We start from the raw sequence: 25,873 nt of genomic DNA on the forward strand, positions 1-25,873 counted from the left end.
CCGGTGATGCGGCGCGGGCGCGGGCGGGTCGCGGGGCTCAGCGGACGAGCCGGCGCAGCAGCGTCACGTACCGGCCGCGAACCGCCGGCCGGGCCACCGCGCCGGTGCAGGCCAGTTCGGCCCGGTCCAGGCTCTCCTCCAGGCACGCGTCGTGCAGCGGGCGCCAGACCAGCGGCCAGCCGAGGCGGGCCGGGCCCCGGGCGCGCATGGCCAGGGTGTGGCGGAGCAGGGTGTGCCCCTCGTCCACGGCGAGGACGGTGAACTCGTGGAACCCGTCGAAGCCGCGCGGGCCGGTGAAGGTGAAACGCACCCGGGTGGCGGGGGTGTAGGCGGTGACGGTGTAGCGGACCGGTCCGTGGCCGCCGACCGCGCCTTCGCCCAGCGGGCGGTCGAAGCGCATGGGCGGCCAGCCGTGGTGCGGCCAGAGCCGGTCGTCGTCGCCCGACAGCGAGTCGAGCAGCGCGCCCACCCGGCCGGCCGTCGCGGCCAGCAGGCGCTCGTGCACGTTGTGGACGGCCATGTCGGTCTCCTCCGCGTTGTTCCGGCATCATTCCAGAGGCTTCTCTCCAATATTCTAGAGGAGTGCCTCCAATACTGTCCCGGGTACCCTCCACTCCATGGCCAGACCCGCCCGGTTCGACATCGACCAGCTGCTCGACGCCGCCGTGCGGCTGGGCGCGGCGGCCGGACCGGCCGGGGTGACGATGTCCGCCGTGGCGACCGAGGTCGGCGCCCCGAGCGGCTCGGTGTACCACCGCTTCCCGGGCCGTCCGGCACTCCTCGCCGAGGTGTGGCTGCGCACCGTCGAGCGGTTCCAGGGAGGCTACTTCCGGGCCCTGGAGGCCGAGCCGGACCCGCTGCGGGCCGGGTGCGCGGCGGCGCGGCACGTCGTCGCCTGGAGCCGGGCCCACCCCGAGGAAGCCGCCCTGCTGCTGCACGGCGCCCGGAACTTCGGCCGCGCCACCTGGTCCGAGGAGCACCGCGAGCGGGCGGACCGGGGCAATCAGCGAGTGCTGGACTCCGTCGCCGCGCTCGGCAGCGCGCTGGGCGCGCACCGGCCCAAGGACGCCGAGCGGGTCGCCCTCGCCGTCATCGAGCTGCCCCTCTCCCTGGTGCGCCGGCACCTGGGACCGGGCACGCCGCTCCCGCCGCACGCCGAGGACCTGGTGGCGGAGTGCGCCGCGGAACTGCTCGCCCCGCACCCCGGCGGCCCGGCCCCGCAGGCGCCGGGCCGGGACTGAGGCCGCGGCCGGACCGGGACCGAGGCGGCGGCCGGACCGCCGCCGGAGGGGTCACCCGACGGGGTCGGGGGCGCGCAGCGGATCGGCCGCCGACACGCCGCGGGCGTCGCGCCGCACCAGGGCGGCGTAGCGCCCGCCCCGGCGCAGCAGCTCGTCGTGGGTGCCCTGTTCGGCGATCCGGCCGCCGTCCAGCACGACGATCCGGTCGGCCTGGCGCACCGTGGAGAGCCGGTGCGCGATGGTGATGGTGGTCCGGCCCGCCGAGAGGGCGTCGATGGCCTGCTGGACGGCGTGTTCGGTACGGGTGTCCAGAGCGCTGGTGGCCTCGTCGAGGATGAGGACCGGCGGGTCGCGCAGGATGGTCCGGGCGATGGCCAGCCGCTGCTTCTCGCCGCCGGAGAAGCGGTGGCCGCGCTCGCCGACGAGGGTGTCGTAGCCGTCGGGCAGCGAGGCGATGTGGTCGTGTATCTGGGCCGCCCGGGCCGCCTCGACGATCTCCTCCTCGGTCGCGTCGGGCTTGGCGAACCGCAGGTTGTCGGCGACCGACGCGTGGAAGAGGTAGGTCTCCTGGGAGACCACTCCGACACCGCGGGCGAGGGAGTCGAAGTCCAGGTCGCGCACGTCGACGCCGTCGAGCAGGACCCGGCCGCCGGTCACGTCGTACAGCCGCGGCACCAGGTGGCCCAGCGTGCTCTTGCCGGACCCGGTGGGGCCGACGACGGCGAGGCTGCCGCCCGCCGGGACGGTCAGGTCGATGCCGCCGAGGGTGGGGCGCACCCCGGTCGCGCCCGGATCGTAGGCGAAGTCGACGTTCTCGAAGCGGACCTCACCGCGGATCTTCGCCAGCCGGACCGGCTCCGCGGGTTCGGTGATGTCCACCGGCATGTCGAGGTACTCGAAGATGCGCTGGAACAGGGCGAGGCTGGTCTGCATCTGCACTCCGGTGGAGAGCAGGCTCACGGTCGGCCGGAACAGCCCCTGCTGGAGCGAGACGAAGGCGACCAGGGTGCCGAGGGAGACGGCGGGGCCACCGGCCTGCAGGGCCAGCCCCGCGGTCCAGTAGATGAGGGCGGGCATCGCCGCCATCACCACGCCGATGGTGGCCATCCGCCAGCGGCCCGCCATGCTGGCGCGCACCTCCAGCCCGACCAGCCGGTCCGACTCCCGGGCGAACGCCTCGGTGAGCGAGTCGGAGCGGCCCATGGTCCGGCCGAGCAGGATGCCGCTCACCGACAGCGACTCGGTGACCATGGCCGACATCGCCGCCATCTGCTTCTGCCGCTGCGAGGTGATCTTCTTCCGCTCCTGTCCGACCCGGCGGCTGATCCACACGAACAGCGGCAGCAGGAGCAGCGAGACGACGGTGAGCCGCCAGTCCAGGGCGAGCATCGCGACGACGGTGGCGACCACACTGGTCAGATTGGAGACCAGCGAGGTGGCGGTGGAGGTGACGGTGGCCTGCATGCCGCCGATGTCGTTGGCGATCCGGGACTGCACCTCGCCGGTGCGGGTCCGGGTGAAGAAGGCCAGCGGCATGCGTTGCAGGCGGTCGTACACCGCGGTACGCAGGTCGTGCATCACCCGCTGTCCGACGGTGGTGGAGATCAGGGTCTGCACCACACCGAACACACCGCCCAGCACGGCGGCCGCGATCATGCCGAGGGCGAGCAGGCTCAGCAGCCCGGTGCGGCCCTGCGGGATGGCGGTGTCCAGGATCTCGCGGAGCAGGAACGGTGAGGCCACCGAGACCAGCGAGGCGGCGGCGACCAGCAGCCCGACCAGGGCCAGCCGGCCGCGGTAGGGACGGAACAGGCGCAGGATCCGGCGCAGCTGGGCCGGTTGTTCGGAGTCGGCGGGCGGCGGGGTCCACTCGGGTCCGTCGTGATGCATGGGCCCCTTCCGGGTCGGCGGGCGGCGGATAGGCGGATGGCGGTCCTGACGAGCCTAGCTCATTGTTACCTATACTCACAATGAACGTGGTCCTGATAGAGTCGGGTCATGTCCTCGCCCGCCCCGGCCGCCGACGCCTCCGGCCACCTCGCCGAACAGCTGCTCCGCCTGACCCGCCGGCTCCACCGCGCCCAGCGCCGGTACCTCGAACCACTGGGTGTCACGCCGGCCCAGGCACGGCTGCTGCGGACCGTCGCCCACCTCGACGGCGACGGCCGGCCGCCGCGGATGGCGGACCTCGCCCAGCGGCTGGAGGTCGTCCCGCGCGCGGTCACCACGCTGGTGGACGCCCTGGAGCAGCACGGCTCGGTGCGCCGGGAGCCGGATCCGGCCAACCGCCGGGTGATCCGCATCGAGCTGACCGACACCGGCCGGGAGACCCTGCGTGCCCTGCGGGACGCCCGCCGGGCCGCCGCCGAGGACGTCCTGGCGCCGCTCACCGGGGAGCAGCGACTGCTGCTGGGCGGACTGCTGGACGCGCTGGCCGGCGACCCGGGCGCCTGCTGACGTCAGACGCACCGGGCACCTGCCGACACCACAGGCACCTGCCGGCGACCCGGGCGCCTGCTGACACCACCGGAACCGCGGGCGGAACCGCGGTTCCGTCCAACCATTCGTGACGAGAGTCCAAACGGCTCTCTTGTGCCCCCTCGGCCCCACCCGTCAGGGTCTGACGTCGAATCACCACCGGCCGGATACGTCAGTCTTCCCGGGAGGATCGATGCACGAGGCAACACCGCAGCAGCCGAGCCGCCGTTCCGTGCTGTGGGGCGCGAGCGCCGCCGGAGCCGGGATCGGCCTGGGCGCGCTCGGCTCGGAGACCGCCGCCGCCGCGCCGGGCCCCCGCACCGCCCCGGCGGCCCCCGCCGCTCCCCCGCGGCAGGGCGCCACCATGATCGGCGTGCCCTTCGAACGGCGCGAGACGGTACGCGTGGGCATCATCGGTCTCGGCCAGCGCGGCGGCAGCATGATCGACCTGTTCCTGGCGCTGCCCGGGGTGCGGGTCACCGCGCTGTGCGACCCGGTCCGGGAGAAGACCGCGGCCGCCGCGGCCAAGGTCACCGCCGCCGGACAGCCCGCCCCGGCCGTCTACACCAAGGGCGAGCACGACTTCGTGAAGCTCTGCGAACGCGGGGACGTGGACTTCGTCTACGTCGCCACGCCCTGGGACTGGCACTTCGAGATGTGCCGGACCGCCATGACGCACGGCAAGCACGTCGGCGTGGAGTGTCCGCTCGCCCTCGAACTGGGCCAGCTGTGGGAGCTGGTCGACGTCTCGGAGCGGACCCGGCGCCACTGCCTGCAACTGGAGAACTGCTGCTACGGCAGGAACGAGATGCGCGTGCTGCGGATGGCGCACGCCGGGCTCTTCGGCGACCTGCTGCACGGCGCCGGCGCGTACATCCACGACCTGCGCGGGCTGATGTTCGACCCGGACTACTACGAGGGCCCCTGGCGCCGCCTGTGGCACACCCGGCTCAAGGGCGACCTGTACCCCAACCACGGGTTCGGCCCGGTGGCCAACTACATGGACGTCAACCGCGGGGACCGCGCGGTGCGGATCTCCACGTTCGGCTCCCCCGCGCTCGGCCTGGCCGCCTACCGCGAGCAGCACATGCCGCCCGGCCACCCGAGCTGGAAGGAGACCTACATCGAGAGCGACATGTCGATCAGTCTGGTGCAGACGGCGAAGGGCCGGGTGATCCGGCTGGAGCACGCCGTGTCCAACCCGCACCCCTACAGCCGTCTCAACGCCCTGGGCGGCACCAAGGGCGTCTTCGAGGACTATCCGGCCCGGATCTATCTGGAGCCGGAGATGAACGACGACACCTGGGGCGACTTCGGGGCCTACGCGCAGTGGGACCACTGGCTGTGGAAGGAGCACAGCAACCCGCCCGGCGGCCACGGCGGCATGGACTACATCATGCTGTTCCGCCTGGTCCAGTGCATGCGGCTGGGGCTGGTGCCCGACTTCGACGTCTACGACGCCGCGACCTGGACCGCCCCGGTGCCGCTGAGCCATCTGTCGATCAAGGCGAAGGGCGCCCCGCAGGAGATCCCGGACTTCACCCGGGGGCTGTGGCGCAAGGAGCGGCCCGGGGTGGACTCCGCAAGGCCCGCCGGCTGACGCGGGGACGGGGCCGGCCGGCTGCCGCGGAAGCGGGGCCGGCCGGCGACCGGCGCGCGGGCCGCACCGGGCCCGGCTCCCGACGTCCGGCCCCGCGCCGCGTCCGGGCTGCCGTCGGTTGATTCGGGCCGTCTGCTTCGCCCCGCCGATCGTTGGATCGGCGGGGCGAATTGCTGCGAATCTCGAAGGCCCGCGACTTGGCGGCAGACCTGGCACGAGCGGTGGCCCGGGCGATCCGCCACCTCTACCTCAGCGCCGGTATCGCCCGCGATCGCGCCCACATCCTCGCCTTGAAGGCCCGCAACGGCTCGGTGGCCCAGTCGATGCGCCGGCTGTGGAGGAGTCGGTTCCAACCGCCCTGGCGGTAGAGCAGCACCCAGGGCCCCGGGCTGGGCGACATGCCGCGGTCCGGCGGTCCCAGGGCGGTCACCGACGGGCGGGTCGACGGGGTGGTGCGAGGGACCCCGAAGGTCATCGAAGCCGCTGTTCAGCGGCCTGGCCCAGCGGCACCGTGCGGTGTTCACGTACCGGATCGCGGTCTTCTCCCACCCAGACCGAAGGCCTGGGTGGGGTGGAAGGCCAGGCGTCCGAGAGCAGCCACCCGGCCGGGCCCTCGTCGCTCTTCCGGTCGGCTGAGGCCGGGTGGCGGAACGGCGGAGACCCGTCGCGGGGCGTCGGCACAGGCGGACGCGGCTTGCCGGGCACGGGGTCGTCACACGATGGTTGCGACATGTACACGTCGTACCGTGCGGATCGTGTCATGCTCCGGGTGTTCGAGTGACCGTCACTTCGCGTGCCCGCCGCTTCGATCGCGATGGCGAGGGGTGCGCGCCGGCTGTGGAGAGAGGACACCCCCCACATATGTCCGTCTTCCGTGCACATCATGGGAAGCCGCTGTCCGTGATCGCCGTGGTGGCGGCGATCGGCGGGCTTACCGCCCCGGCCACCGCGATCGCCACCGGATCTCCCTCCCCGGCCCCTGTGGCTGACCGCACGCCCGCTGGGACGGGTGCGTATGACGACACGTACTACAGGGACGCCATCGGCAAGACCGGGCCGGAGCTGAAGCAGGCCCTGCACACCATCATCAGCGACCAGACCAAGCTCTCCTACGACGACGTGTGGGAGGCCCTGAAGGTCACCGACGAAGACCCGAGCAACCCGGCGAACGTGATCCTGCTGTACACCGGCCGGTCGCAGAGCAAGGAGTCCAACGGGACCGGGGACGACGACTGGAACCGCGAGCACGTGTGGGCCAAGTCCCATGGAGACTTCGGCACCGCCACCGGCCCCGGCACCGACATCCACCACCTACGCCCCACCGATCTGACGGTCAACAGCACCCGCGGCAGTAAGGACTTCGACGCCGGCGGCGACGAGCTCCAGGAGGCGCCGGGCAACTACACCGACGATGACTCCTTCGAACCACGGGACGCGGTCAAGGGCGACGTCGCCCGCATGATCCTCTACATGGCCGTCCGCTACGACGGCGACGACGGCTTCCCGGACCTCGAACCCAACGACCAGGTCGGCAACGGGAGCGCTCCGCACATCGGCCGTCTGTCGGTACTGAAGAAGTGGAACGACGAAGACCCACCGGACGACTTCGAGAGCAAGCGCAACCAGGTCATCTTCGACCAGTACCAGCACAACCGGAACCCGTTCATCGACCACCCCGAATGGGTCAACGAGATCTGGAAGTAGCCCACTCCCCCATCGGGGACTCCTCCCGGGGGCCGGGCCGCGGGGGTCCGTCTCGGACAGGAAGCTCCGCACGGTCAACGCCACCGCCGGCACCCGGCTGCCTGCGTCACGCCGGCCACCCAGACCGAGACCTCGGGACGCCTTGGCCCCTCCGGACAGGGCGTCCCTTACGACAAGGTGGACCGTCAAGACCGCACCCGAGTCCTGACGACCGACGTCACGCGAGGCCCCGAATCAACCAACGGCATCCGTCCGGGCTGCCGGGACCGGCCCCGCTCACGCCGCCAGATGCTTCCGGTCGCCCATCACCACCACCGGGTGGAGGGCCGGGTCGAGCGTGGTGAGCAGGTACTCCATCGCGGACTTGGGCAGGCTCACACAGGCCGACGTGCCGCTGCCGTGGTCCAGGTGCAGCCAGATGCTGCCGCCCTTCCGCCGCCCCTCGGGGCGTGTCGGGTCCAGCGGGCTGTGCCCCTTCACCCGGTTGTAGTCGATGGCGATGACGTAGTCGAAGTCGTGCCAGTGGGTCCTGGGCCAGTAGTGCGGCGCGGCGAAGGCGGGGTCCGCGGTGTACGGCAGCCGGGCGCCGGGGTCGGGCAGCACGCCGCCGGCGTCGCTCAGGGTGAAGACCCCGACCGGGCTGCGCTTGTCGTCCTCCCGGTGCCGGGGAGTCCAGCCGCGCTTGCCGTTGTGGCCGGCCCACTGCCGGGTCCGCTGCCAGGTGTCACCCCGTTTGGTGTAGAGCACCACGGTCGCCTCGGCGGAGTTCACCCCCTTGCCGTAGACGGCCACCACCTGGCGGGATCCGGCCGGGATCCGGGAGTGCAGGGCGTCACCCACACCGGGGATGCGGGTGGTGCCCGCGGTGCGGGAACCACCGGGCGCGGCCTCGGGGGTGGCGGTTCGGCTCCGGCCGCCACCCGGGTCGCCCTGGTCGCCGGAGCCGCCGCAACCGGCGATCAGCAGGGCGGCCACCGTGGACAGGGCGGCCGTTCGCAGGGACGAGGTGCCGGACATACGCATGCCCACCATCGTCGCACTCCCGGCCGGCCGCCGTCCGGGCGGCCGTGGCCTGATCCCGCTTCGGCGCCGTAAAACCAGTTGAGTCGGGCCTCCTGACGAGGTGAACCTTGCACGGCCCGGCCGCGCGGGGCCCCGCTCACGGCTCACGCGCCATGCCGCCCTGCCCGTCCACCGCCGTTCGCCACCGGCCCCGCGCCGGCCGGCCCTCCCGTCCCCCGCCCGTGAACTCCAAGCCCTGGGACGTCATGCAGATTCACCAACTCCCCTACCCCGACCCCGGCCGGCCCGACGTACGGTCCGGCTCCCGTCTGCTGGTCTGGCTGATCAGAGGCCAGCTGCGCGGCCAGCTCACGGCCCTGCTGTGGGGGCTGGTGCACCTGACGGCGGTCGCGTCCTTCCCGGTCGCCGTCGGGCTCGCCGTCCAGGCGGTGGTGGACCGCTCCGGGACACGGCTGGCCCTGGTCGGCGGGCTGATGCTGCTGCTCGGGGTGTTGTCCGCGCTCGGCGACACCATGCTGCACCGCGCGTCGGTGACCAACTGGATCACCTGCGCCGCCCGGGTCCAGCAGCTGCTGGCCCGGAAGACCGCCGAGCTGGGGTCCACGCTGACCCGGCGGGTGGCGGCCGGGGAGGTCGTGGCGGTGTCGACCGCTGACGTGGAGAAGATCGGCTGGTTCGTCGAGGCGCTGTCCCGCTTCACCGCGGCGCTGGTCACCGCGGTGACGGTGTGTGTGGCCCTGGCCCTCTACCAGCCCGCGCTGGGGGGCGTGGTGGCGCTCGCCGTGCCGGCGCTGGCCCTGGCCGTGCTGCCGCTGCTGCCGCGGGCCACCCGGCGCGCCGACGAGCAGCGGGAGAAGGCGGGCCGGGCGACCGAGCTGGCCTCCGACACCGTCGCCGGGCTGCGCGTGCTGCGCGGCATCGGTGGTGAGGAGCTGTTCCTGGACCGGTACCGGCGGGCGTCCCAGGAGGTGCGAACCGCGGCGGTGCGCAGCGCCCGCAGCTGGGCGCTGATCGCCGCGGTGCAGGTGGCGCTGCCGGGTCTGCTGATGATCGGCGTGGTGGGATACGGGGCGGTACTGGCCCGGGACGGCCGGATCGCGGTCGGCGAACTGGTCACCGTGTACGGCGCGGTCACCTTCCTGCTCTTCCCGCTCCGGCACTTCGAGGAGATCGCCCAGGCGTACTCCTTCTCGCGCCCGTCGGCGCGGCGTGCGGCGCGGGTGCTGGCCCTGCGGCGGACGGCGCCGGCGGCCGGGCAGACGGGGGCCGGCGCGGCGGACGGCGTGCCGCCGGACGGCGATCTGCACGACCCGGGCAGCGGGCTGCTCGCGCCCGCCGGGCTGCTCACCGCGGTGGTGTGCGGCGATCCGGACGCGGCGGGGCGGCTGGCGGAACGGCTCGGCGGGCACGCCGCCACCGGCGGCCTGGAGCCGGCCGCCCCGTCCGTGCGGCTCGGCGGGGTGGCGCTGGACGAGCTGCCGCTGGAGACGGCGCGCACCGCGGTGCTGGTGCAGGACAAGGACCCGGTGCTGCTGTCCGGGACGCTCGCCGAACTGCTGGACGTCCCCCGCTCCGGCGCGGTGCCGGTGGCCGCCGCCCTGGCGGCCGCCCAGTGCGGCGACGTGCTGGACGCCCTGGGCCGGACCGCCCCGGCGGCGGACGGGGCGGCGTCCGACCCGATGGCCGCCCGGATCACCGAGCGCGGGCGGTCGCTGTCCGGGGGGCAGCGGCAGCGGCTGGCGCTGGCCCGCTCGCTCGTCACCGACCCGCGGGTGCTGGTGCTGGACGAGCCCACCTCGGCGGTGGACTCGCACACCGAGGCGCGGATCGCGGAAGGGCTGGCCCGGCTCCGCGAGGGGCGCACCACGGTCGTGTTCACCGCCAGCCCGCCGCTGCTGGACCGCGCCGACCGGGTGGTGTTCGTCCGGGACGGGCTGGCGGCGGGCGCGGGGACGCACCGGGAGCTGCTGCGCTCGGCCCCCGGCTACCGGGCGGTCGTCACCCGGGAGACCGACCCGCCGGACGGTACCGGCGGCCCGGACCGGCCGGGCGCCCGGAGCCGGAGCGACCGCGGCGAGAAGATCGGGGAATCGGCATGATCGGTGTGGCACGACCGGAGTACGACCCTGCGGCGCCCGACTCCGCCACCACCCTGCCGGTCGCCGGCCCGGCGACGGTCCGGGCCTACGTGCGGGAGCTGCTGCGCCGCCACCGGGCCGCGTTCGCGGTCCTGGTGGCGGTGAACACCACGGCGGTGGTGGCGTCGATGGTGGGCCCGTACCTGCTGGGCGGGCTGGTGCAGGACATGGCGGACGGCGCCGAGGACCTCCACGTCGGCCGCACCGTCGCGCTGTTCGCGGTGGCGCTCGCCGTCCAGACCGTCTTCGTGCGGGAGGTGCGGCTGCGCGGCGCGATGCTCGGCGAGCGGATCCTCGCCGACCTGCGGGAGGACTTCCTGGTGCGGTCGGTCCGGTTGCCGCCGGGGGTGCTGGAGCGGGCCGGCACCGGGGACCTGCTGTCCCGGATCACCACCGACGTGGACCGGCTCGCGGAGGCGATGCGGGAGGCGGTGCCGCAGCTGGCCATCGGCGTGGTGTGGGCCGGTCTGCTGCTGGGCGCGCTGACCGCGACCGCGCCGGAGCTGGCGCCGGCGGTGCTGGTCGCGGTGCCCGGTCTGGTGCTCGGCTGCCGCTGGTACTTCCGCCGGGCGCCGAGCGCGTACCGCGCCGAGTCGGCGGGCTACGCCGCGGTGGCCGCCGCGATCACCGAGACCGTGGACGCCGGGCACACCGTCGAGACGCACCGGCTGGGGCGGCGCCGGGTCGCGCTGTCCGACCGGCGGGTGCGGGAATGGGTCCAGTGGGAGCGGTACACCCTGTGGCTGCGCTGTGTGCTCTTCCCGGTGGTCAACGGCAGCTACACGGTGATCACCGGCTCGGTGCTGGTGATCGGCGGCGGTTTCGTGCTGCGGGGCTGGATCACGGTGGGCGAGCTGACCACCGGGGCGCTGCTGGCCCAGATGCTGGTGGAGCCGATCGGCCTGATCCTGCGCTGGTACGACGAGCTGCAGATCGCCCAGGTCTCGCTGGCGCGGCTGGTGGGGGTCAGGGAGATCGAGCCCGGCGGCGGCGACGGCACGGTGGTGCCGGACGGCCGGGACGTCCGGGCCGACCGGGTGCGGTTCGGGTACCGGCCGGGCGGCGACGTGCTGCACGGGGTGACCGTGCGGGTGCCGCCCGGCACCCGGATGGCACTGGTCGGGCCGTCCGGGGCGGGCAAGTCCACCCTGGGCAGGCTGCTCGCCGGGATCTACGCGCCGCGCACCGGCGAGGTGACGCTGGGCGGCGCGGAACTCTCCCGGATGCCGGCGGAGCAGGTGCGCCGCCATGTGGCGCTGGTCAACCAGGAGCACCATGTGTTCGTGGGTTCGCTCCGCGACAACCTGCTGCTGGCCCGCACCTCGGCCCGGGACGCCGAGCTGTGGGCGGCGCTGGCGGCGGTGGACGCCGACGGCTGGGCGCGGGCGCTGGCCGGGGGGCTGGACACCGAGGTCGGGTCGGGCGGGACGTCGCTGACGCCCGCGCAGGCGCAGCAGATCGCGCTGGCCCGGCTGGTCCTCGCCGATCCGCACACGCTCGTCCTGGACGAGGCCACCTCGCTGCTCGACCCGCGCGCCGCCCGGCAGCTGGAGCGGTCCCTGGCGCGGGTGCTGGAGGGGCGGACGGTGGTGGCGATCGCGCACCGGCTGCACACCGCGCACGACGCGGACGTGATCGCGGTGGTGGCGGACGGCCGGATCAGCGAACTGGGCAGCCATGCGGAACTGGTCGCGGCGGACGGGGCGTACGCGGCGCTGTGGCGGTCCTGGCAGCAGTGAGGCGGCACCCGCCGGGCCTCGGGCGGCACCCGGCCCCGGCGGGTGCGCCCGACGACCGGCCGGGGGCGCCCGGCCGGGTCACGGCGACCGCCCGGCCGGGTCACAGATAGCCGAGCGCGCCCAGTCCGCCGAGTGCGCCGAGCACCATGAAGACGGGGGTGAGCAGTTTCAGCTCCACCCAGCTGCCCGCGCGGAACCGCAGGCCGCGGGGCGGCCCGACCGGGTACCAGCGCTTGCGGCCGATCGGGATGGGCCACAGGATCGGGCAGCCGGAGACGGTCAGGGCGTCGCCGATGTCGTGCACCAGCGCGCCGAGCACGATGGGCAGGCCGAGCCAGAGGTACTCCTGCCCGGCGCCGCTGAACAGCCAGTCCGATCCGTTGCCCGGCTCGTTCAGGACGTCGGCGAGGATCCAGGCGCTGGTGGCGCCGAGCAGCCACACCAGGACGTCGCTGGAAACCCGTGCCATGCGCCACAGCAGGCCCTCGACGGCGAGCACCATGTGCACGAAGAGGATGCCGAGCACCGCCCAGCGGCCTCCGGTGACGGCCAGCAGCGAGGCTCCGGCGCCGATCATCACCGCCCACACCCAGGTGTGGGTGAGCGTGCGGTGACCACCGGAGCGGCGCGGGTCGCCCTGCTTCCTGGTCGCCTTGTAGACCGCGTGCGACAGTTTGTCGATCACCTCGCACAGGGCGCGCGAGATGGGTCCGAAGGCCCGCGATATCGTCGCCGACCTGTGGTCCAGGTCGGGTGCGAGGGCCGCCCCGGCACAGATCAGCGCGCCGACGACGAGCACCGGCCAGGGCATCCGGTGGCCGGTCGCCCCGGCCGCCGCGCCCACCCCCAGCCACGCGGCCGCCCCGGACAGCGAGTGCGCCGGTCCCATCATGGTGTCTTCCCCGCCCCTGGTCGTCCCGCTGCCGTGCGGGAGTTGCCTGTCTCGGCCCGGCACAGCCTAACGGCGGACGATCTTCGTCCGCGCAGCCAGGTCCCGGGCGAGGCGGAAGACCAGGCAGTATAGGAGCGTGAACACTCTTATCGATCAGCTGCCCAGCGACGCCGACCCCGATGCGCTCTTCGAGGCGTTCTCGACCTGGGTCGAGGAGCGGGGGATCTCCCTGTACCCCGCGCAGGAGGAAGCGCTGATCGAAGTGGTGTCGGGGGCGAACGTCATCCTGTCGACGCCCACCGGCTCCGGCAAGAGCCTGGTGGCGGCCGGCGCGCACTTCACCGCCCTCGCGAACGACCAGGTGACCTTCTACACCGCGCCCATCAAGGCGCTGGTGTCGGAGAAGTTCTTCGAGCTGTGCAAGATGTTCGGCACCGAGAACGTCGGCATGCTCACCGGCGACGCCTCGGTCAACGCGGACGCGCCGGTCATCTGCTGCACCGCCGAGGTGCTGGCGTCCATCGCGCTGCGCGACGGCAGGGACGCCGACATCGGCCAGGTCGTGATGGACGAGTTCCACTTCTACGCCGAGCCGGACCGCGGCTGGGCGTGGCAGATCCCGCTGCTGGAACTGCCGCAGGCGCAGTTCATCCTGATGTCGGCCACTTTGGGCGATGTGTCGCGGTTCAAGGAGGACCTGACCCGGCGGACCGGCCGGCCCACCGCGGTGGTCCGCTCCGCGACCCGTCCGGTCCCGCTCAGCTACGAGTACCGCACCACACCGCTCACCGAGACGCTCACCGAGCTGCTGGAGACGCGCCAGGCGCCGGTGTACATCGTGCACTTCACCCAGGCGGCCGCGGTGGAGCGGGCCCAGGCGCTGATGAGCATCAACATGTGCACCCGCGCCGAGAAGGACGAGATCGCCGAGCTCATCGGCAACTTCCGGTTCACCACCAAGTTCGGCCGCAACCTGTCCCGTTACGTGCGGCACGGCATCGGGGTGCACCACGCCGGCATGCTGCCGAAGTACCGGCGGCTGGTGGAGAAGCTGGCGCAGGCCGGGTTGCTGAAGGTCATCTGCGGCACGGACACCCTGGGCGTGGGGGTCAACGTGCCGATCCGCACGGTGCTGTTCACCGCGCTGACGAAGTACGACGGGCAGCGGGTGCGGACCCTGCGGGCCCGGGAGTTCCACCAGATCGCCGGGCGGGCGGGACGGGCCGGCTTCGACACCGCCGGATTCGTCGTGGCCCAGGCGCCGGAGCACGTCGTCGAGAACGAGAAGGCCCTCGCGAAGGCCGGCGACGACCCGAAGAAGCGCCGCAAGGTGGTGCGCAAGAAGGCCCCCGAGGGGTTCGTCAACTGGGGCCAGAACACCTTCGAGAAGCTCATCGCCTCCGAACCGGAGCCGCTGACCTCGCGGTTCCGGGTGACCCACGCCATGCTGCTGTCGGTCATCGCCCGCCCGGGCAACGCGTTCGAGGCGATGCGGCGGCTGCTGGAGGACAACCACGAGCCGCGCCGGAACCAGCTGCGGCACATCCGGCGCGCCATCGCCATCTACCGCTCGCTGCTGGGCGGCGGCATCGTGGAGCAGCTGGCCTCCCCGGACGCGGAGGGCCGCACGGTACGGCTGACGGTCGACCTCCAGCAGGACTTCGCCCTCAACCAGCCGCTGTCCACCTTCGCCCTGGCCGCCTTCGAGCTGCTGGACCCGGAGTCGCCGTCCTACGCGCTGGACATGGTGTCGGTCGTGGAGTCCACCCTGGACGACCCCCGGCAGATCCTGGCCGCGCAGCAGAACAAGGCGCGCGGCGAGGCGGTGGCCGCGATGAAGTCGGACGGGGTGGAGTACGAGGAGCGGATGGAGCGGCTCCAGGAGGTGTCCTACCCCAAGCCGCTGGAGGAGCTGCTGTTCCACGCGTACGGGCTGTACCGCAGGAGCCACCCGTGGGTGGGCGACCACCCGCTCTCCCCCAAGTCCGTGATCCGGGACATGTACGAGCGGGCGATGACCTTCACGGAGTTCACCTCGTTCTACGACCTGGCGCGCACCGAGGGCATCGTGCTGCGCTATCTGGCCGGCGCCTACAAGGCGCTGGACCACAACGTCCCGGACGACCTGAAGTCGGACGACTTCGAGGACCTGATCGCCTGGCTGGGCGAGATGGTGCGCCAGGTGGACTCCAGCCTGCTGGACGAGTGGGAGCAGCTGGCCAACCCCGAGGAGGAGTCGGCGGAGCAGGCCCAGGAGCGGGCCGACCAGGTCAAGCCGGTCACCGCCAACGCCCGGGCGTTCCGGGTGCTGGTGCGCAACGCGATGTTCCGCCGGGTGGAGCTGGCCGCCCTGGACAAGGTGGCGGAGCTGGGCGAGATGGACCAGGAGGCGGGCTGGGACGAGGCGCGCTGGTCCGAGGCGATGGACGGGTACTGGGAGGAGTACGAGGACCTGGGCACCGGTCCGGAGGCGCGCGGCCCGAAGCTGCTGCGCATCGAGGAGCAGCCGGAGCACGGGCTGTGGCAGGTCCGGCAGACCTTCGCCGATCCCAAGGGCGACCACGACTGGGGGATCTCCGCCGAGGTGGACCTGGCCGCCTCCGACGAGGAGGGCCGCGCGGTCGTGCGGCTCACCGGGGTCGGTCCGCTGTAGCCGTCGCGCCCCGGGCACCGGGGCGACGGGGCGTCCGGGGCGGCGGCGCCTCGACGGCCGCGGTCGTCCCGGCTCCCGGAACGGGTCGGCGGTAGTCTCCCGAACGCCCCCACGGCGAGCACCACCACCGGCAGAAAGGCACCAGCCATGACCACTCCCGCCGAGCGTCTGGTCGATCTGCTCGACCTCGAACGGATCGAGCAGAACATCTTCCGCGGGCACAGTCCCGACGAGTCGTTGCAGCGGGTGTTCGGCGGGCAGGTGGCGGGTCAGGCGCTGGTCGCGGCCGGACGGACCACCGACGGGCAGCGGCCGGTGCACTCGCTGCACGCCTACTTCCTGCGGCCGGGGATCCCCGGGGTGCCGATCGTGTACCAGGTGGAGCGGGTGCGGGACGGGAAGTCGTTCACCACCCGGCGGGTGGTGGCGGTCCAGGAGGGCCGCACCATCTTCAACCTGACGGCCTCCTTCCACCAGGCGGAACCGGGCATCGAGCAGCAGGTGCCGATGCCGGACGTGCCGGCCCCGGAGAGTCTGCCGCGGATCGGGGAGGAGCTGCGCGCGCACCTCGGCGAGCTGCCCGAGGCGTTGCAGCGCATGGAGCGGCGCCAGGCCTTCGACATCCGCTACGTGGAGCGGCTGCGGTGGTCCGCGGCGGAGCTGGCGGGGGCCGAGCCGCGCAGCGGGGTGTGGATGCGGGCGGTCGGCCCGCTCGGTGACGATCCGCTGGTGCACACCTGTGCGCTCACCTACGCCAGCGACATGACCCTGCTGGACGCGGTGCGCATCCCCGTCGAGCCGCTGTGGGGGCCGCGCGGGTTCGACATGGCGTCACTGGACCACGCGATGTGGTTCCACCGCCCGTTCCGCGCCGACGAGTGGTTCCTCTACCAGCAGGAGTCCCCGGTCGCCACCGGCGGCCGCGGGCTGGCCCGCGGGCTGATCTTCGACCGGGACGGGCGGCTGCTGGTGTCCGTGGTGCAGGAGGGCTTGTTCCGCAAGCTCTCCTGACCCGCGGCCCGCCGCCGGCCACCGGCCGGACCGGGCGGTGACCGGCGCCGCGCCCGGCCGTGGACGCGGCGGCCCGGGGCCCGGCGGGGGCCGCCGGGGCGCCCGGCGGCCGTCCCGCCACCGGTGGGCCCCGGCGAGGCCCGGACCGCCGCGGCACCCGGGCGGTGCGGTCACGGCAGGCTGTCGGCGAGCGCCACGGCCCGGTCGGCGTTCACCCGGCCGAAGCCGTAGTCGTCGTGGTGGCCGGCCGCGTCGTAGACCACTCCCGGTCCGCCGACCTTGTCGGCCGAATCATGCAGCACGGCACGGAGTTGGTCGCGGGTCAGCCCGGGGTTCACCGACAGCGCCAGGGCGGCGCACCCGGCGGCGCAGGGCGCCGCGTAGCTGGTGCCGGTGTCGGTGCCGTAGCCGCCGCCGGAGGTGGTGCTGAAGACGTCGACACCGGGGGCGATCAGCTCGACCTCCGGTCCGCGTGCCGCGTTGTCCTCCCGGTCCCGGTTGGTCGACCGCACCACCGCGATCACGTCCGGGTGGGAGACCACCTCGTCCAGGCTGATGTCGACGTTCTCGCCGTTGCTCGCCGCCCAGAAGACCGGCAGTCCCCTGCCCTGCCGGCCGCGGGTGGCTGCGGCCTCCAGGGCACGGTCCAGGACGCTGCTCAGATCCCACTCCGCGCCGTTCGGGCCCAGGCTGCTGACCAGGATGTCCGCGCCGTCCGCCGGGTCGGCGCCGGGCACCAGCGTCGAGGGGTCGGCCGCGTAGCCCACGGCCCGGGCGAGCGTCGTCTGGGTGCCGACCTGGTCGTCCAGGCACGCCACCAGCATCAGCTCGCAGTCGGGGGCGGCGCCCACACCGCCCAGCCCGTTGCCCCGCCGGGCCCCGGCCATCCCGGCACAGAAGGTGCCGTGGTTCCCGCCGGGCATCCCGGCGGTGTTCTGGGTGAACGTCGTGCCGACCACTCCGTCGCTGAAGAAGCCGGACCCCCCGCCCACGCCGTCGGCCAGGTCCTCGTGGTCCGGGTCGAAGCCGTTGTCGATGACGGCGAGCCGGATGCCGTCCCCGAAGGTGCGGTCCCAGGCCGGCTCGATGTGGACGTCGGCCCCCGCGGTACCGCCGGCGGCGCCGGTGTTCTTCCACTGCCACTGCTTCTTGTACCGGGGGTCGGAGGGCTTGAACCGCGCGGGGACGTGCTCGATGAACGACGGTTCGGCGAAGACGAAGCGGTCGTTCCCGTGCAGCCGCACGGACGCCGCCAGGGCGTCCTCCGCCGCGGCGCGCACCTCGTAGAGGTTGTCCGCGAAGCCGAGCTTGTTGACGACGCCCAGCCCGGCCGCCGCGAGCTCGCGCTCGGCCTCCTCCTCGGAGAGCGCCGACTCCAGTTGAACGGTCAACACATCCGTCGCGACACCGATCCTTCCGTTGGGCCGCCGGATGACCTTGCCGGTCGCCTCCGCCCCGGAGATCCCCTCGCCGGTGGCCAGCGCCTCCCGGGTCTGCCGGTCCGGGGTGACGAACACCCATCGCGCACGGGCGAACGCGTCGGTGGTCTCGTCGTCGACCCCGGCCTCGCGTATCGCCCGCCGGGCGCTGGTGCCCAGCCGCTCCGCCTCGGTGGTCCTCCTGTCCTGGTCGTCCGCCCCTAGCCTGACCGCGACGACATCGTCGAGTTCTTCCGCCTCGACGAGACGGCCACGCTGGTAGTACTGCCGTGACATCGCCACTCGCCTCTTCTCGCCGGCACGCCGGCTCCGGCCGGGGACGGCCCGGCCCGAGTCCGCACCGGAGGAGTGTGAAATCCCCTTTATCCCAGTTTCTCCGCACCCCCCACCCCACATCAAGCCCTCTCGCGCCCCGGAACCACCCCCGGCGCCCCCACGGAAGATGCCCGCTGCACGCAACGTGGTGCACCGCGGGGGGGGAGGGCCAAGCAGGCGAACGTTCAACCACACAGGGGCACTTGGCCTGGACCACCAAGGTGTCTACCGTGGATAAGAGGGACAAACCCGGCTACCTGCGATGGGAGTAGTAGCCATGGGTAGGCAATCCACCTATGCCTTCGAGACGTACCGCGCGGTCGCGGACAGCGCCCGCGCCGCGGAGCTCGCGGCGACCACCTCCCCGTTCCAGATCGAGGTGCGGTTCGTCCGCGGACTGACGAACAGCCAGAAGAGCGTCTTCGCCAAGGCGGCGAGGCGCTGGACCCGCGTCATCGTGGGTGACCTGGAGACCGTGGTCATCAACGACTTCAGCGGTGAGGTCGTGATCGACGACCTGCTGATCGATGCCGAGGGCGTGCCGATGGACGGCGTCAACAACATCCCGAACATCCTGGGGGAGGCCGGCCCGACCCGGCTCCGCAGGGACGACGCGGCCAGCGGAGCGGGGCTCCCGGCGAAGGGCCGGATGAGGTTCGACAGCGCCGACCTGGCCCAGATGGAGGAGGAGGGCACGCTGCTCGACGTCATCACCCACGAGATGGGACACGTCCTCGGGATCGGAACCATCTGGCCCATGCTCGGGCTCCTGAAGGACTTCCCCGGCCCCGACCCGACCTTCGTCGGCCCCGGCGCCATGGCGGAGTTCGGCGACCTGCTCGGGGAAGAGCCCGGCCCGGTCCCGGTGGCGAACGTCGGCGGCCCGGGAAGCGCGGGCGGCCACTGGCGCGAGAGCGTCTTCGACAACGAGCTGATGTCGCCGAACATCAACGGCCGGGGCAACCCCCTCAGCCGGCTGACGGCGGCGAGCCTGGGCGATCTCGGGTACATCGTCGACCTGGCGGCCGCCGAGGACTACGAACTGCCCGACCTGCTCGCGATCGCGCGCTCGGGCGAGTCCCGGCCGTCGGTGCCGCAGCACGTGGTGCTCCCGACCATCCCGACCCGCATCCCGGCGGAGCGGCCCTGACCGGTCCGGCCCGGGCCGCCTCCGGGCGCGGACGTCACCGGCGGGCCGGCGAGCCGGCGTCGGGCGCGGCCCGGTGCGCACCCCGGCTCCGGTGAGCCGTGTTCCGCCGTCCCGGGCCCCGCACGCGCGGCGGCCCCTTACGATCACCCCATGAATCCGGCGCTGATCCTGATCGACCTGATGCCCCGCATCGTCGCCCTGCCCCTGGCACCGCACTCGGGTGAGGAGGTCGAGCGGCGCTGCCGCCGGCTGGCCGGCGCGTTCCGGGCGAAGAGCCTGCCGGTGGCCGTGGTCCGGGTGGAGCGCCCGGGCGTCCCGGAACAGCCGCCCGGCAGCGACCTGGTCGACCAACTGCTGCACCCGGACGACATCGCGGTCGTCAAGCGGACCATCGGCGCCTTCCACGGAACCGACCTGGACGCGCGGCTGCGTGCCCGGGGCGTGGACACCGTCGTCGTCGCGGGTCTGGTCACCACGATGGGCGTGGAGTCCACCGCCCGGGCCGCCGTCGACCACGGCTACCAGGTCGAGTTCGTCGCGGACGCCATGTCCGGCTTCGCGGCCGACGAGCACGATTTCACCGTCGAGCGCGTCTTCCCCCGGCTCGGCAGCGTCCGGCACACCGCCAACTACGTCTGAACCCGCGTCCGGAGCGGCCGCGGCGCCCCGGCGGAGCCGGCCCGGCGCCGGCGGCCGTCGCCCCGCCACGCCCGGTGCGGCGCGTCGGTGAGCGGTTGCGGTCGGCACCGGCGACCGGGGCGGCCTCGACGCCATCAGCGGGGTTGCCTAGGATCATGGACACGGCATCGCGTGTCGGTCACCGACCGGGTGAGGCATGGAGGTGCCCGTGAGTTTGCCTTACGGAGGCATTCACACATGTCAGTCGAGTTGAACCACACCATCATCCATGCCCGGGACAACCGGGAGTCGGCCGAGTTCCTGGCGCACATCCTGGGGCTCGAGGTCGGCGCCGAGTGGGGCCCGTTCATTCCGGTGACCACCGCCAACGGGGTCACCCTGGACTTCGCCGCCATCCCGCCGGAGTCGATCACCATGCAGCACTACGCGTTCCTCCTCTCCGACGAGGAGTTCGACGCGTCCTTCGCGCGCATCCGGCAGGCCGGGATCGACTACTACGCCGATCCGCATCTGAAGCAGCCCGGAGAGATCAACCACCACTACGGTGGGCGCGGCCTGTACTTCATGGATCCGGCCGGGCACGGCATGGAGATCATCACGCGGCCCTACGACAGCCACGAGGAGCCGCCGACCGCATCGTGAGGCGGTGGCGGGCCAGGGTGCGCCCTGGCCCGCCACCCCGCGGCGGAGTCCGGCCGCCGTGCTTCCCCGCGGAGTCCGGCCGCCGGGTGGCCGCGGCCGACCCCGGCGGCGCGGCCGCTCCGGCACCCGCGCCGGGGCCGGTGAGCGGTCCCGGTGCGGACGGATCCGGGCGGTCCGGGCTCCGCGCCCGCTCAGCCGGTGTGGCGGACCCGGAAGTGATCGGGTCGCTCCGGATCCCGGTCGACGACCTGTACCGGCGGCCCGGCCCATTGCCAGGCACTGACACCCGGCGTACGGGAGAACCGGACCTCCCCGCGGGTTCCTTCGACCGCGACGCGGGGCCAGGACGCGGCGATGCCCGCCCGGTCCGTGCCGTGGGCCCGCAGCACATCGGCGAGGACGGCGATCGTGTCGTAGCCCTCGAAGGCCACGAAGGAGGGCGCTCCGGCCAGCCGCTCCCGCAGGTCCGTCGCCACTCGTGCCCCCAGGGGGGTGGGGCTCTCGGGCAGGTAGCGCAGGAAGGGGACGCCGGCGCCGTCGCCGCCCAGCAGGTCCGCCCATTCGGCGAACTCCGGTTGACCGGCCGGGGCACCGATCGTGACCTCGGCGAGGCGCCGGTCGCGGCGCACGGACCTGACGATCGGCACGGCCGGCTCCGGGTGGCCGACCAGGAGGAGAAGGGCCGTCGCGCGATGGGCGACGAGTTCGTCGCACACGGCCTCCGGGGTCAGCGCGCCCATGTCGAGTTCGACGACGGTGCCGCCGCGGGGATCGAGATGGTCCCGCAGGATACGGGTCCCGGATTCCCAGTAGACACTCGGCTGGGCGGCGACGGCGATGCGGCGGTGGCCCTCGCCGAGGAGGAAGTCCGCATAGATCCGCCAGCCGCGGGACTGCGGCGGGCAGAGGCGCGCGACCCATTCCGTCGGCTGCTCGGTGAGCGCGTCGAGCACCGCCGAGGAGCAGAGGAACGGCACGCCGAGTGCGTCGGCCCGGGCGGCGGCGGCGCGCGCGACGACGCTGTGGTACTCCCCCGCCACGGCGGCCACGCCCAGGCGGGCCAGTTCGTCCACGGCCGCCGCGGCCTTCCCGGGATCGGCCGCGGTGTCCCGGACCACCAGTTCCAGTGGCCTTCCGCCGATCCCGCCGGCGTCGTTGACGTCGCGGACGGCCAGTTCGAGGCCGGCGAGCAGGTGCCGGCCGGCCTCGGCCCAGCCCGGCCGGGTCAGCGGTGCGAGGGCGCCGATCAGGACGGCCGAACCGTCGGTCCGCTCGGCTGCCGGTGGCGATGGTGGCGTGTTCATGGGTGGGCGTCTCCCGTGTGGCGAATCGGTTGCGGTTCGCCCGGATCGCCAAGTGGCAAGGCCCGGTCGTACGCGTTCGTCTCATCTCGCCGCGGCGGGCGCACCCGGGTGACCATGCCGGACATTGCATCCACCACCGCCGCCGGCGGGCAACCGATTATTCGTCCGCCACGCTACCGGGGCTTCAGGAGACCGCCGTTCGTCCGTTCGTCCGGGATCGCCTGCGGGCGGCCACCGCATCGCCGCCGGTGCCCGCGGCGCCCGGGAGGCCGTCCCGGCGCGTCCGGCGGCGGGGCCCCGGCCTCCCGGGCGTGCCGTGCCCGGTAGGCAGTCTCCGGTCGCTCCGGGTACCGCCTCCCGCACCACCGGAGCCGTGGACCCCCGCGGCCGGGTGGGGCGGCCCGCTCACAGGTGGCTGGTCGTACCGCCCTGCTGCCTGGCCTCGACACCCAGGTGCTCGCCCACCCGGTTCACCATCAGCGCCATCTCGTAGGCGATCTGGCCCACATCGCTCTCCGGGCCGCCGAGCACGCACAGACAGCTGCCGTCGCCCGCGGCGGTCACGAAGAGCACCCCCTCCTCGTACTCCACCATGGTCTGCCGCACCTGGCCGGTGCGGAAGTGCGCTCCCGACCCCTTGGCGAGGCTGTGCAGACCGGACGACACGGCGGCGAGGTGCTCGGCGTCCTGCCGCGCCAGCGAGGCGGACGCCCCGGTCACCAGCCCGTCGTTGGACAGCACCAAGGCGTGCCGTACGTGCTCGATCCGCTCCGTCAGGTCGTCCAGCAGCCAGTCGAGCCCCTTGCTGGGTGTCATACCGTTCGCCTCCCCGTCCCCGGCCGTCTCCCCGCAGCACTGCGGACCAGCCTTTCTCACTGGCGCCCGCCGGGCAACCCGACAGGCCCGTCGCCCTCGACTTGTCGGCGGGTTGACGCAGGATGGAGACATGGCGAAGAAAATGACCAAGGACGAGTGGCAGGCGTTCGTCTCGGAGGGTACGCGTACCGCGAAGCTGTCGACCGTCCGAGCCGACGGAAGTCCGCACATCGCTCCGGTGTGGTTCCTCCTCGACGGGGACGACGTGGTCTTCAATACGGGCCACAACACCGTCAAGGGGAGGAATCTGGCACGGGACGGCCGAGTCGCGCTCTGCGTCGACGACGACCGGCCGCCGTTTGCGTTCGTAACGCTGCGGGGCCGCGCGGAGCTCAGCGACGACCTGGCCGCCGTGCGGTCCTGGGCCACCCGGATCGCCGCCCGCTACATGGGCGAGGACCGCGCACAGGAGTTCGGGGACCGCAACGGCGTGCCCGGCGAACTGCTGGTCAGGGTGCGGATCGAGCAGGCGGTCGCGATGGCGGAGGTCAGCGACTAGGCACGGTTCACCCCCGGAGCCACCGGATCCGGTCCGACGGCGGTTATTCGGCCGAAATGCATCGCCCACCGATCGGGCCGGCCCGGCGGAAACGCCGGCGGCCGGCCGGTGACCGCGGCCGGCGGTGGCGCCGCGCGGCCACCGCGGGCCGGTCGCCGGGCGGACCGGGCCCCCGCGGCGGACCCGGCCGCCGCCCGGCTCGTAGGCTTCCGGTCACCGGCGACGCCGGGCCCGGCGGGCGGGAGCCGCGCACCCGGCGTGGCGGTGGCGCCGCCACCGGCCGTACCACCCCCGAAGGAGTGCAGTGAGCAGCGAGCGTTCCCCCCGGCAGGACGGCGGGCGGGCCGACGACCCGGCCGGGGTCAGGGAGTTCTTCACCGCGCGTGCCGCCGGCTGGGACGCCCGGTTCCCCGACGACGGGCCCGGTTACGCCTCGGCGGTCGCCGACCTCGGGCTTCGGGCCGGCGACGCGGTGCTCGACGCGGGGTGCGGGACGGGCCGGGCGCTGCCGGCGCTGCGCGCCGCGGTGGGCCCGGGCGGCACCGTCCTCGGCGCCGACCTCACGCCCGCCATGCTCGACGCCGCGGTGCGGGCCGGCCGGCGCGCCGACGGGGTGCTGCTGACCGCGGACGTGTCCCGGCTGCCGCTGCGCGACGGGGCGCTGGACGCGGTGTTCGCCGCCGGGCTGGTGTCGCACCTGCCCGATCCCGCGGCCGGGCTGCGGGAGCTGGCCCGCTGCACACGGCCCGGAGGCCGGCTCGCGCTCTTCCATCCGGTCGGCCGGGCGGCTCTGGCGGCCCGGCAGGGGCGTCAGCTCGCCCCCGGGGACCTGCGGGCCGAGCCCAACCTGGGCCCGTTGCTGGCGGACACGGGCTGGGCCCTGGTCTCCTACACCGACCGGGACACGCGGTTCCTGGCCCTGGCGGAGCGTGCGGGCGGGGCGCGGCACCCGGGGCGGGCCGGCGGTCAGGGCTGAGCGGCGATCGCGGCGGCGTACGCCGCCGGGTTGTCGAACATGATGTTGTGTCCCGCCCGGTCCACGGTGACCACCCGCACCCCGGCGGCCTCCAGTTCCTCCCGCCCGTCCGGTTGCGCGCTGTGCGCGCCCACCAGATAGGTGCGCGGCACCGCGAGACCGACCAGCATCCGGCGCATGGTGGGCCGGGTGCCGCGGACCAGCGCGCGGGCGCTGCGGTGGAGGGCGATGGGGTCGGCCAGCCGCATGGTCGCCCGCCACACCGGGCCGACCCGCTCCAGGGTGCGCTCCCGTCCGCCGGCGAGGAACTCCTCCTCGGTGTGGCCGGCGATCCCGCTGCTGCCCGCCGTGACCGGCGGATCCGGGTCGAGGTTCGCCTCGGCGAGGACCAGCCGGGACACCAGGTCGGGGCGGCGATGGGCGAGGACGATGGCGACCGCGCCGCCCATGCTGTGGCCGATGATCTCGCTGCCTCCGGCGCCGGCCGCGTCCAGTACCCGGGCGAGCGCGTCCGCGTGGTCTTCGAGGGTGTAGCCGAAGTCCCGCGGGCGGTCGCTGAGTCCGTGGCCGGGCAGGTCGACGAAGAGTGAGCGGCGGCCCACGAGCCGGGGGTCGGCCGCGATGTGCGCGTGGTACGGGGCGCTGGCGGCGCCCAGGCCGTGCACATAGACCCGGGCCGGCCCCTCCCCCGCCGTCTCGGTCCAGGCGATGAGATCCCCGGCGGGGGTGAACGCGGTCTGCTGCATGGCCTCTCCAGCGCCTCGGTGGGTCGTTCCGGCCACATTACATCGCATACGATGTATTGCCGATACGAGGTACACCGTGAGTGCGGCAGAATGCGGGCATGCTGGAACTCGCCATCCTCGGTTTCCTCTGTGACGCCCCGCTGCACGGCTATGAGCTGCGCAAGCGCATCACCGCGCTGACCGGGCACGTCAAACCGGTGGCGGAGAGCACCCTCTACCCCGCCATCAAACGGCTGGAGCGCGCGGGGCTGCTGGCCCGGGAGACGCAGCCGGGCGCCGGGGCGGCCCCCCGGCACGTGCTGACCCTGACCGCGGCCGGGCGCACCGAGCTGCACCGCCGCCTCGCCGAGCCCGCGCGGACCGACATCACCGACGAGAACCGCTGGTTCACCGTGCTGGCGTTCCTCCGGCACCTGGCGGACCCCGGCGCCCAGGCGGCCGTACTGGAAAGGCGGCTGGCGTTCCTGCGGGAACCCGCGAGCTTCTTCTACGAGGGCGACCGGCCGCTGCGGGCGGAGGAGGTCACCGACCCGTTCCGCCGGGGCGTGCTCTCCATCGCGCGGGCCACCAGCACCGCGGAACTGGCCTGGCTGCGGGACACCCTGGAGTCGCTGCGCGCCGCGGCGGACGGCTGACCCCGCCGCCGCGGCGATCACCCGGTCACCCGGTCCGGTACCGGACGGCCGGCCTGCCGGCGAACCCTGCGGTGGGGCGGCCCGCGCGGGGCGCGGGCGGACGGCCGGCGTCTCCCGGCCGCCGGGGCCGGCGGTGGGCGGCCCTCCCCGCCACCCCGCCGGCCGCGGCGTTC

23 protein-coding genes are annotated in these 25,873 nt (G+C 73.7%); 14 read left to right on the plus strand and 9 right to left on the minus strand.

Annotated features, from left to right (window positions below; genetic code table 11):
• Positions 1 to 37: 37 nt before the first annotated feature.
• Positions 38 to 520: an SRPBCC family protein gene (locus ACH4B3_RS24090; RefSeq protein ID WP_398465898.1), complete on the minus strand. Its 483-nt coding sequence runs from the start codon at positions 518 to 520 to the stop codon at positions 38 to 40.
• Between the two features lie 97 nt (positions 521 to 617).
• Between ACH4B3_RS24090 and ACH4B3_RS24095 the strand changes: the two genes are divergently transcribed.
• Positions 618 to 1,241 (plus strand): TetR/AcrR family transcriptional regulator, encoded by a 624-nt coding sequence (locus tag ACH4B3_RS24095; RefSeq protein ID WP_398465900.1) that lies wholly within the window; start codon positions 618 to 620, stop codon positions 1,239 to 1,241.
• Positions 1,242 to 1,292: 51 nt separating this feature from the next.
• Here the strand turns inward: ACH4B3_RS24095 and ACH4B3_RS24100 are convergent, their stop codons facing one another.
• Positions 1,293 to 3,131: an ABC transporter ATP-binding protein gene (locus ACH4B3_RS24100; protein ID WP_398465902.1), complete on the minus strand. Its 1,839-nt coding sequence runs from the start codon at positions 3,129 to 3,131 to the stop codon at positions 1,293 to 1,295.
• A 108-nt stretch (positions 3,132 to 3,239) separates the two neighbouring features.
• Between ACH4B3_RS24100 and ACH4B3_RS24105 the strand changes: the two genes are divergently transcribed.
• Complete coding sequence (locus ACH4B3_RS24105) at positions 3,240 to 3,698, plus strand: MarR family transcriptional regulator (protein WP_398465904.1); 459 nt, start codon at positions 3,240 to 3,242, stop codon at positions 3,696 to 3,698.
• A 214-nt stretch (positions 3,699 to 3,912) separates the two neighbouring features.
• Positions 3,913 to 5,319 (plus strand): Gfo/Idh/MocA family protein, encoded by a 1,407-nt coding sequence (locus ACH4B3_RS24110; protein ID WP_398465906.1) that lies wholly within the window; start codon positions 3,913 to 3,915, stop codon positions 5,317 to 5,319.
• A gap of 244 nt (positions 5,320 to 5,563) precedes the next feature.
• Here ACH4B3_RS24110 and ACH4B3_RS24115 read toward each other — a convergent pair whose 3' ends face one another.
• Positions 5,564 to 5,794: a hypothetical protein gene (locus ACH4B3_RS24115; protein WP_398465908.1), complete on the minus strand. Its 231-nt coding sequence runs from the start codon at positions 5,792 to 5,794 to the stop codon at positions 5,564 to 5,566.
• Between the two features lie 386 nt (positions 5,795 to 6,180).
• Between ACH4B3_RS24115 and ACH4B3_RS24120 the strand changes: the two genes are divergently transcribed.
• Complete coding sequence (locus tag ACH4B3_RS24120; RefSeq protein ID WP_398465909.1) at positions 6,181 to 7,023, plus strand: endonuclease I family protein; 843 nt, start codon at positions 6,181 to 6,183, stop codon at positions 7,021 to 7,023.
• A gap of 276 nt (positions 7,024 to 7,299) precedes the next feature.
• Here ACH4B3_RS24120 and ACH4B3_RS24125 read toward each other — a convergent pair whose 3' ends face one another.
• On the minus strand, positions 7,300 to 8,046 hold the full coding sequence (locus ACH4B3_RS24125) for a hypothetical protein (protein WP_398465911.1): 747 nt from the start codon (positions 8,044 to 8,046) through the stop codon (positions 7,300 to 7,302).
• A 245-nt stretch (positions 8,047 to 8,291) separates the two neighbouring features.
• Between ACH4B3_RS24125 and ACH4B3_RS24130 the strand changes: the two genes are divergently transcribed.
• Both ACH4B3_RS24130 and ACH4B3_RS24135 read left to right on the plus strand, forming a co-directional pair.
• A complete protein-coding gene (locus tag ACH4B3_RS24130; protein WP_398466145.1) occupies positions 8,292 to 10,145 on the plus strand; it encodes an ABC transporter transmembrane domain-containing protein in 1,854 nt (617 codons plus the stop codon).
• Positions 10,142 to 11,923: an ABC transporter ATP-binding protein gene (locus tag ACH4B3_RS24135; protein ID WP_398465913.1), complete on the plus strand. Its 1,782-nt coding sequence runs from the start codon at positions 10,142 to 10,144 to the stop codon at positions 11,921 to 11,923. Before ACH4B3_RS24130 ends, ACH4B3_RS24135 begins: the two co-directional genes overlap by 4 nt.
• A 100-nt stretch (positions 11,924 to 12,023) precedes the next feature.
• Here the strand turns inward: ACH4B3_RS24135 and ACH4B3_RS24140 are convergent, their stop codons facing one another.
• On the minus strand, positions 12,024 to 12,815 hold the full coding sequence (locus ACH4B3_RS24140; RefSeq protein WP_398465915.1) for a metal-dependent hydrolase: 792 nt from the start codon (positions 12,813 to 12,815) through the stop codon (positions 12,024 to 12,026).
• A gap of 136 nt (positions 12,816 to 12,951) precedes the next feature.
• On the opposite strand from ACH4B3_RS24140, the gene ACH4B3_RS24145 reads away from it, so the two are divergent.
• Positions 12,952 to 15,468 carry a DEAD/DEAH box helicase gene (locus ACH4B3_RS24145; RefSeq protein ID WP_398465917.1) on the plus strand — a complete coding sequence of 839 codons (2,517 nt, stop codon included), beginning with the start codon at positions 12,952 to 12,954 and terminating at the stop codon, positions 15,466 to 15,468.
• Between the two features lie 147 nt (positions 15,469 to 15,615).
• A complete protein-coding gene (locus tag ACH4B3_RS24150; RefSeq protein WP_398465919.1) occupies positions 15,616 to 16,479 on the plus strand; it encodes an acyl-CoA thioesterase in 864 nt (287 codons plus the stop codon).
• A gap of 170 nt (positions 16,480 to 16,649) precedes the next feature.
• On the opposite strand, the gene ACH4B3_RS24155 is transcribed toward ACH4B3_RS24150, so the two are convergent.
• The gene (locus ACH4B3_RS24155) at positions 16,650 to 18,194 is read right to left on the minus strand and encodes a S8 family serine peptidase (protein WP_398466147.1); all 1,545 of its coding nucleotides are present in this window, start codon (positions 18,192 to 18,194) and stop codon (positions 16,650 to 16,652) included.
• 316 nt (positions 18,195 to 18,510) lie between these two features.
• On the opposite strand from ACH4B3_RS24155, the gene ACH4B3_RS24160 reads away from it, so the two are divergent.
• The 3 genes from ACH4B3_RS24160 to ACH4B3_RS24170 all read left to right on the plus strand — a co-directional run bounded on the left by ACH4B3_RS24160 (position 18,511) and on the right by ACH4B3_RS24170 (position 20,664).
• Entirely contained in the window at positions 18,511 to 19,383 is an 873-nt protein-coding gene (locus ACH4B3_RS24160; protein ID WP_398465920.1) for a leishmanolysin-related zinc metalloendopeptidase, read from the plus strand.
• Between the two features lie 150 nt (positions 19,384 to 19,533).
• Positions 19,534 to 20,022: an isochorismatase family protein gene (locus ACH4B3_RS24165; protein ID WP_398465922.1), complete on the plus strand. Its 489-nt coding sequence runs from the start codon at positions 19,534 to 19,536 to the stop codon at positions 20,020 to 20,022.
• Between the two features lie 237 nt (positions 20,023 to 20,259).
• The gene (locus ACH4B3_RS24170; RefSeq protein WP_398465924.1) at positions 20,260 to 20,664 is read left to right on the plus strand and encodes a VOC family protein; all 405 of its coding nucleotides are present in this window, start codon (positions 20,260 to 20,262) and stop codon (positions 20,662 to 20,664) included.
• A gap of 191 nt (positions 20,665 to 20,855) precedes the next feature.
• On the opposite strand, the gene ACH4B3_RS24175 is transcribed toward ACH4B3_RS24170, so the two are convergent.
• Together ACH4B3_RS24175 and ACH4B3_RS24180 are read right to left on the minus strand one after the other, a co-directional pair.
• Entirely contained in the window at positions 20,856 to 21,968 is a 1,113-nt protein-coding gene (locus ACH4B3_RS24175; RefSeq protein ID WP_398465926.1) for an ABC transporter substrate-binding protein, read from the minus strand.
• Positions 21,969 to 22,373: 405 nt separating this feature from the next.
• Positions 22,374 to 22,784, minus strand: a complete 411-nt coding sequence (locus ACH4B3_RS24180; protein WP_398465928.1) for a roadblock/LC7 domain-containing protein — start codon at positions 22,782 to 22,784, stop codon at positions 22,374 to 22,376.
• 130 nt (positions 22,785 to 22,914) lie between these two features.
• Here ACH4B3_RS24180 and ACH4B3_RS24185 point away from each other — a divergent pair, with 130 nt between their 5' ends.
• On the plus strand, positions 22,915 to 23,343 hold the full coding sequence (locus ACH4B3_RS24185) for a PPOX class F420-dependent oxidoreductase (RefSeq protein WP_398465929.1): 429 nt from the start codon (positions 22,915 to 22,917) through the stop codon (positions 23,341 to 23,343).
• Positions 23,344 to 23,647: 304 nt separating this feature from the next.
• Positions 23,648 to 24,319 (plus strand): class I SAM-dependent methyltransferase, encoded by a 672-nt coding sequence (locus ACH4B3_RS24190; RefSeq protein WP_398465931.1) that lies wholly within the window; start codon positions 23,648 to 23,650, stop codon positions 24,317 to 24,319.
• On the opposite strand, the gene ACH4B3_RS24195 is transcribed toward ACH4B3_RS24190, so the two are convergent.
• Positions 24,310 to 25,065, minus strand: a complete 756-nt coding sequence (locus tag ACH4B3_RS24195; protein WP_398465933.1) for an alpha/beta fold hydrolase — start codon at positions 25,063 to 25,065, stop codon at positions 24,310 to 24,312. The two genes, ACH4B3_RS24190 and ACH4B3_RS24195, sit on opposite strands and share 10 nt — an antisense overlap.
• 98 nt (positions 25,066 to 25,163) lie before the next feature.
• Here ACH4B3_RS24195 and ACH4B3_RS24200 point away from each other — a divergent pair, with 98 nt between their 5' ends.
• A complete protein-coding gene (locus ACH4B3_RS24200; protein ID WP_398465935.1) occupies positions 25,164 to 25,700 on the plus strand; it encodes a PadR family transcriptional regulator in 537 nt (178 codons plus the stop codon).
• The last annotated feature ends 173 nt before the right edge of the window (positions 25,701 to 25,873 follow it).

The organism is Streptomyces sp. NPDC018031 (assembly GCF_044327625.1).
In the GTDB taxonomy this organism is placed as follows: domain Bacteria; phylum Actinomycetota; class Actinomycetes; order Streptomycetales; family Streptomycetaceae; genus Streptomyces.